General features: G+C 72.5%; 3 protein-coding genes. 2 read left to right on the forward strand and 1 reads right to left on the reverse strand.

The features are described 5' to 3' along the window. Positions 1-125 precede the first annotated feature (125 nt). Complete coding sequence (locus tag AB0N66_RS42260; protein WP_365446273.1) at positions 126-2222, reverse strand: asparagine synthase-related protein; 2097 nt, start codon at positions 2220-2222, stop codon at positions 126-128. Between the two features lie 881 nt (positions 2223-3103). On the opposite strand from AB0N66_RS42260, the gene AB0N66_RS42265 reads away from it, so the two are divergent. Both AB0N66_RS42265 and lhgO read left to right on the forward strand, forming a co-directional pair. Continuing rightward, positions 3104-4528 carry an MFS transporter gene (locus AB0N66_RS42265; protein WP_365446276.1) on the forward strand — a complete coding sequence of 475 codons (1425 nt, stop codon included), beginning with the start codon at positions 3104-3106 and terminating at the stop codon, positions 4526-4528. A 163-nt stretch (positions 4529-4691) separates the two neighbouring features. Next, the gene (gene lhgO, locus AB0N66_RS42270; protein WP_365446279.1) at positions 4692-5906 is read left to right on the forward strand and encodes an L-2-hydroxyglutarate oxidase; all 1215 of its coding nucleotides are present in this window, start codon (positions 4692-4694) and stop codon (positions 5904-5906) included. Positions 5907-6031: the final 125 nt, after the last annotated feature.

The raw sequence follows: 6031 nt of genomic DNA on the forward strand, positions 1-6031 counted from the left end.
GCGTACGTTCGCGTCACCGGACCCGTCACTTCCTGCCCGACGTCTGATCCGGCGGCGACGGGCGGGACGTACCGGCACGCCCCCGACCCACCCACAACCCGGACAGCAGGCAAAGCCGCACCCCGCTAACCCCGCCGAGCAGCCCCCGCCCCCAACGCCCGCCCCTGCGGCACAATCCCCGCAGGCACCGCCCGCTGCCGAGCAGGCGTCCCCGTCCAACAGGTCCCCCGCCGACCCAGCAACCGCCGCAGCCACAGCTCCAGGGAGACAAGATCCGCCAGCCCGTCCAGGGGCAGCGGCTCCCCCGCGGCAGCCGCGCGCAGCGCCTTGCGGACGACGCGTGCCTCCACCAGCCCGGCCTGCGCGAGCAGAGGCGTGTCGAACAGAGCGATCAGGGAATCCGCGGCCACCCGCAGCCCCGTCCGCGCCGCCGCCGCCGAGGACGCGTGCGACGGCGCGCCCCACCCGGGCGGCAGATCCCCCACGCCGGCCCCCTCCAGCACCGTACGAAGGATCGCGGCACGAGCACCGGGCTGAACCCGCAGCGCCTCAGGAAGGGCACGGCACGCCCGCACGACCTGGTTGTCAAGGAACGGCGCATGCAGCCGCTGGAAGCGGATCTCGGCGGCCTGCTCCAGGACGCGCAGATCGCCCGCGTGCCGCGCAAGAGCCGCACGCGCGCGGAAGTCGCCCGGCCGCTGCCCGGGACCGATCCCCGGCCGGCCCGAGGCAACCTGTAGGCGAACCGATACTTCAGCGAGCGCCTCACCGGTCAGCCAGCGCGCGGCGGGCCCGGGTCTGGCCCAGGTGAGCTCGGCGAGCGAGGCCCCGACGGCACCGCCCGGTTCCTCGAACTGCCGCTGCATCAGGCGGTCGGCGAGGACGTCGACTCCGGTGCGGTACGGCGTACGGGCGAGCTTGCGCGCCGCGCCGTACACGCGCGCGGGGACCATGACGGACCCGTCGGCCTTGGTCAGCGCGGCGACGGGCTTCACCAGGTGACGGCGTTTGCGGTCCATCAGGAGGTCCGCGAGCCGGGCCGGGTGGGCGTCCATGACCTGCCGGGCGCCGTACCCCGTGAAGTGATCCGCGCTCCCCGCGGACAGCCGCGCCCGATGCCGCGCGGCTGTCACGAGCGACGGCCCCGGCTCATCGGTGAGCGGCCCGTCCAAGTCGGCGTAAGGAAGCGTCTCCTCGCCCCCGGTGACCACCACATGGTGCAGCCGGGGATTCGCGGCCAGCGAGCCCGCCCGTTCCAGCTCGGACTCCCGCCCGCTGACGGCGAGGTCGTTGAAAGTGACCGCAAGGAGACGCTCACCGGCGCCCGTGCCGTGCCCCAGGACGGTCCCGGGCGCCCCCGGAAGCCCCGCCGCGAGCAGCGCCAACGTGCCCGAGGCGGGTCCTCCGGACAGGTCGGCGCCGATCCCCGGCACGGGCATCCCGCGCGCGGCCCGCCGCTCGGCGGGCCCCATGCCGGGTACGGGCCCGGGGTCCACATCGGTCCCCGGCACATGCCGGGGCGCGGCGAGACGGGCGCGTACGGCCTCGACGAGGGCGTCACGTACGGCGTCCACCGCGCTGGTGGGATCAACCGAGGCCGCGGCCACGGCGAGGGAGGCGACCTGTTCGTAGCCGGCGATCTCGCGCGCCCCGGCGCGCAGGATCAGCGCGTGCCCCGGCGGAATGCGCCGTACGCCCTCGTACGGGGTCGAGTCGTGCACCGCCGCCGGTACGTCGGGGGCGGCCAGCAGCGCCGCCAGGTGCCCGAAGTCGAGGTTGGCCTCGATGAGGTCGGCCAGCGGCAGGGCGGCGGTCGCATAGGCCGTACCGCCCGCCCAGGGGGTGTAGAAGACGGGCCGCGCGCCCGCGAGGTCGCCCGCGACCATGAGGCGGCGGCCGACCTGGACGACGGCGGTGTAGCTGCCGGACCAGGCGGTGAGATGGCGAAGTGCCCCTCCGCGCGCGGCGAACAGTCCCACCCGTAGTTCTTCGTCGGAGGCTCCGCAGATGCCGAGGACGGCCATCCGGTTCTGCTCGTCGGCCTTCACGACGCGGACCTCGTCGGGGCGCCAGTCGCCGACGGCCCAGAGCGGATCGGGGTCGCCCCAAAGGAGTTGGGAACCGACCGGGTGAACGGTCTCCCCGTCGCTGCCCGTGGCGCCCGCCGAGCCGATCTCGGGCGCTCTGGCGACGGTGCTGCTCCACCCCACCAACCATCGCATCGCCGCCTCCACAGGCTGTGGACAACCAGTGCACCGTACGAACTGGGCACCATGCTGCCACGAAGGAGGCACACGGGAGGGCACCTGGGGCGGCTTGCGCTCCCTGAAGTGCGCCCCCGGAGGGGTGTATTGAGCCCGTCAGGAGCAAGTCGACGGCGAGACACCGAGGACATACCGCCACCGAACGAGCAACAGCCCGATGACTGACCAGCGACCGACCAACGGCGGATCAGCGACGGATCAGCGACGGATCAGCGACCGACGAACGACCGACCAACGGCGGATCAGTGACTGACCAGCGGCGGGACCGGCGGCCGACCCGCGGCCGACCCGCGGCCGACCCGCGGCGGACCGATAACCAACCACCACCGAATCTGCGACGTGAATGCGCCCCCGATACACTCCCCAAAAACACCCCGCGCGCCCTCAAGTGACGTGGTAGGAGCGCTAATTGCCCGCAAAGACCACCGTCGGTTTTCAGCCAAATCGGCTTTTGCCGGTCAGGTCCGCACACGCTCCGTACAGGCCTTCCGCACCGCTCGGCCAACGCACAGTCCGGGAGGCGGAGTTCGCCTCCCGGACCGGTCCGCCGCCCGCGGGGATGTAGGCGGCGGTGTCCCCCAGCCCACTGGATCCAGTACAGCGGGCCGACCCACGCACTATCCATGGAAGCGCTCCCGCGGTGGCCGGAGAAGAGCGCACGGACGGGCGCACAGCCACACAACGGGAGCACACCGCAACCGTCCGTACTGTCGTACGGACCACAATCCCGCCATCCGGACTTACGCCCCTTAACGCTTGGGATGCAGCGAACTACGCTGGGTTTACGAATGCCGCGTGGTTATGCCAGCGCGGCAGCCGTCTGTGTCGAGGGGTGGCGCATGTCCAGGGAGCAACGCGGGCCGAACGAAAAACTCGGCACCGTTCTCGCCCTCGCGGGAATCAGCAACGCAGGACTCGCGCGTCGCGTCAACGATCTTGGCGCTCAACGCGGGTTGACTCTTCGCTACGACAAGACGTCGGTGGCGCGCTGGGTGTCGAAGGGAATGGTGCCCCAAGGTGCCGCGCCGCACCTCATCGCGGCCGCGATCGGCCAGAAGCTCGGCCGTCCCGTGCCGCTCCACGAGATCGGCCTGGCGGACGCGGATCCCGCGCCCGAGGTGGGTCTCGCGTTCCCTCGTGACGTCGGACAGGCGGTGCGGTCGGCGACGGAGCTGTACCGACTCGACCTCGCCGGGCGCCGGGCCGGCGGCGGTGGCATCTGGCAGTCGCTCGCCGGGTCCTTCGCAGTGAGCGCTTACGCAACTCCCGCTTCGCGGTGGCTGATAACCCCGGCCGACAGTTCGGTGGCGCGCGAGGTGAGCCCCGGCGAGGGCTCCGGAGCACCGCACAAAGTCGGCCACAGCGATGTGCTGAAGCTGCGCGAGGCAGCCGAGGACGCCAGGCGCTGGGACTCCAAGTACGGGGGCGGTGACTGGCGTTCATCCATGGTGCCCGAGTGCCTGCGGGTGGAGGCGGCGCCGCTGCTGCTGGGCTCGTACTCCGACGAGGTCGGACGAGCCCTCTTCGGGGCCTCGGCCGAACTCACCCGTCTCGCGGGGTGGATGGCCTTCGACACCGGCCAGCAGGAAGCCGCCCAGCGTTACTACATCCAGGCCCTGCGGCTGGCCCGGGCGGCCGCCGACGTACCCCTGGGGGGCTACGTACTGGCCTCCATGTCCCTCCAGGCGACCTACCGCGGCTTCGGCGACGAGGGCGTCGACCTCGCCCAGGCCGCCCTGGAGCGCAACCGCGGCCTCGCCACCGCCCGCAACATGAGCTTCTTCCGGCTCGTCGAGGCACGCGCGCACGCACGCGCCGGTGACGCCCACGCCGCCGGGGCCGCCCTGCGGGCCGCCGAGGGCTGGCTGGAGCGCGCCCGCGACGGCGACAACGACCCTTCCTGGCTCGGTTTCTACGGGTACGACCGTTTCGCCGCCGACGCCGCCGAGTGCTACCGCGATCTGAAGGCACCGCGCCAGGTGCGCCGCTTCACCGAGCAGGCGCTGTCGCAGCCGACCGAGGAGTTCGTGCGCTCCCACGGTCTGCGTCTGGTGGTGTCGGCGGTCGCCGAGCTGGAATCGGGCAACCTGGACGCGGCCTGTGAGCAGGGCGTCCGGGCGGTGGAGGTCGCCGGGCGCATCTCCTCCGCGCGCACCACCGAGTACGTGAAGGACCTCCTGCACCGGCTGGAGCCGTACGGCGACGAACCGCGCGTGGTGGAGCTGCGGGAGCGGGCACGACCGTTGCTCATGGCACCGGCCTAGGAGACCAGAGCCGAGTTTGCCCGGTTGCTGACGTCTTGGGACCGCGGGTGATCTGTGGCTGGTCGCGCAGTTCCCCGCGCCCCGGACGCCCTGCGGGGCGTCCGGGGCCTCCCCCTGGTTTGAAGGCATTGTCAGTGGCGCAGTGCACTCTTGGAGTCGGGAGGTGGTGCAAGTGCGGATCGGGTATGACTGCGATGTGCTGGTGATCGGCGGCGGGATCGTCGGGCTGTCGACGGCGTATGCGATCACGCGCGCGGCGCCGGGCACCCGGGTCACGGTGCTGGAGAAGGAGCCGGCTCCGGCCCGCCACCAGACGGGGCGCAACAGCGGGGTGATCCACAGCGGGATCTACTACCGCCCGGGCTCCCTCAAGGCTCGGTACGCGGTGCGGGGCGCCGCCGAGATGGTCAAGTTCTGTTCGGAGTACGACATCGCGCACGCCGTCACCGGCAAGCTGATCGTCGCCACCCACAAGGCCGAGCTGCCCCGGCTGCACGGACTGGTCCAGCGCGGCCGGGAGAACGGCATTCCGGTACGGGAGCTGGGCCCCGCCCAGATAGCGGAGTACGAGCCAGAGGTGCGCGGGCTCGCCGCCATCCATGTCGGCACGACCGGGGTCTGCGACTTCGTCGCGGTCGCTCGGCAGCTCGCGGAGTCTTCGGGCGCGGAGATCCGGTACGGGGCCGCTGTCGTCCGCATCGACCGGCGCTCCGGGCTCGGCGCCGCCGTCCGTACGGCCGACGGGGTGGTTGTCCGCGGGCGCGTGCTGGTCAACTGCGCGGGGCTGCACTGCGACGAGATCGCCCGGCTGGCGGGGGACGATCCCGGTATGCGGATCGTGCCCTTCCGCGGCGAGTACTACACGCTGGCACGGCCCGAGCTCGTCCACGGGCTGGTGTATCCGGTGCCCGACCCGGCGTTCCCCTTCCTAGGCGTGCATCTCACCCGGGGGATCGACGGGGGCGTGCACATCGGGCCCAACGCGGTACCCGCGCTGGCTCGGGAGGGGTACGGGTGGGGTGTCGTACGTCCGCTCGAACTGGGCGCGACGCTGGCGTGGCCCGGGGCCTGGCGGATAGCGCGGCGGCACTGGCGGTACGGGGTGGGGGAGCTGCGGCGGTCGGTGTCGAAGCGGGCGTTCACGGGGGCCGTGCGGCGGCTGTTGCCCGCGGTGACCGCGGGCGACCTCGTGCCCGCCCGTGCCGGGGTCCGGGCCCAGGCCGTGCTCCGGGACGGGACCCTGGTGGACGATTTCCTCATCCGGGAAGGGCCCCGGACGGTGCACGTGCTGAACGCGCCTTCGCCTGCGGCCACGGCGTCGCTGCCGATCGGGCGGGAGGTTGCCCGGCGGGCCTTGGGAGCGCTGGCGGGGGCGTGAGGGCCCGCGGCGGAGCCGCTCATGGATGCGGCGCGGCGGCGCTTGTGGGAACGCCGGATCACTGACCCGGACGCGATGCACCTGAGGGTCGGTTTCATTGATCTCCGTGCAGAGATCGACCTGGC

The organism is Streptomyces sp. NPDC093544, assembly GCF_040683495.1.
Lineage (GTDB): Bacteria > Actinomycetota > Actinomycetes > Streptomycetales > Streptomycetaceae > Streptomyces.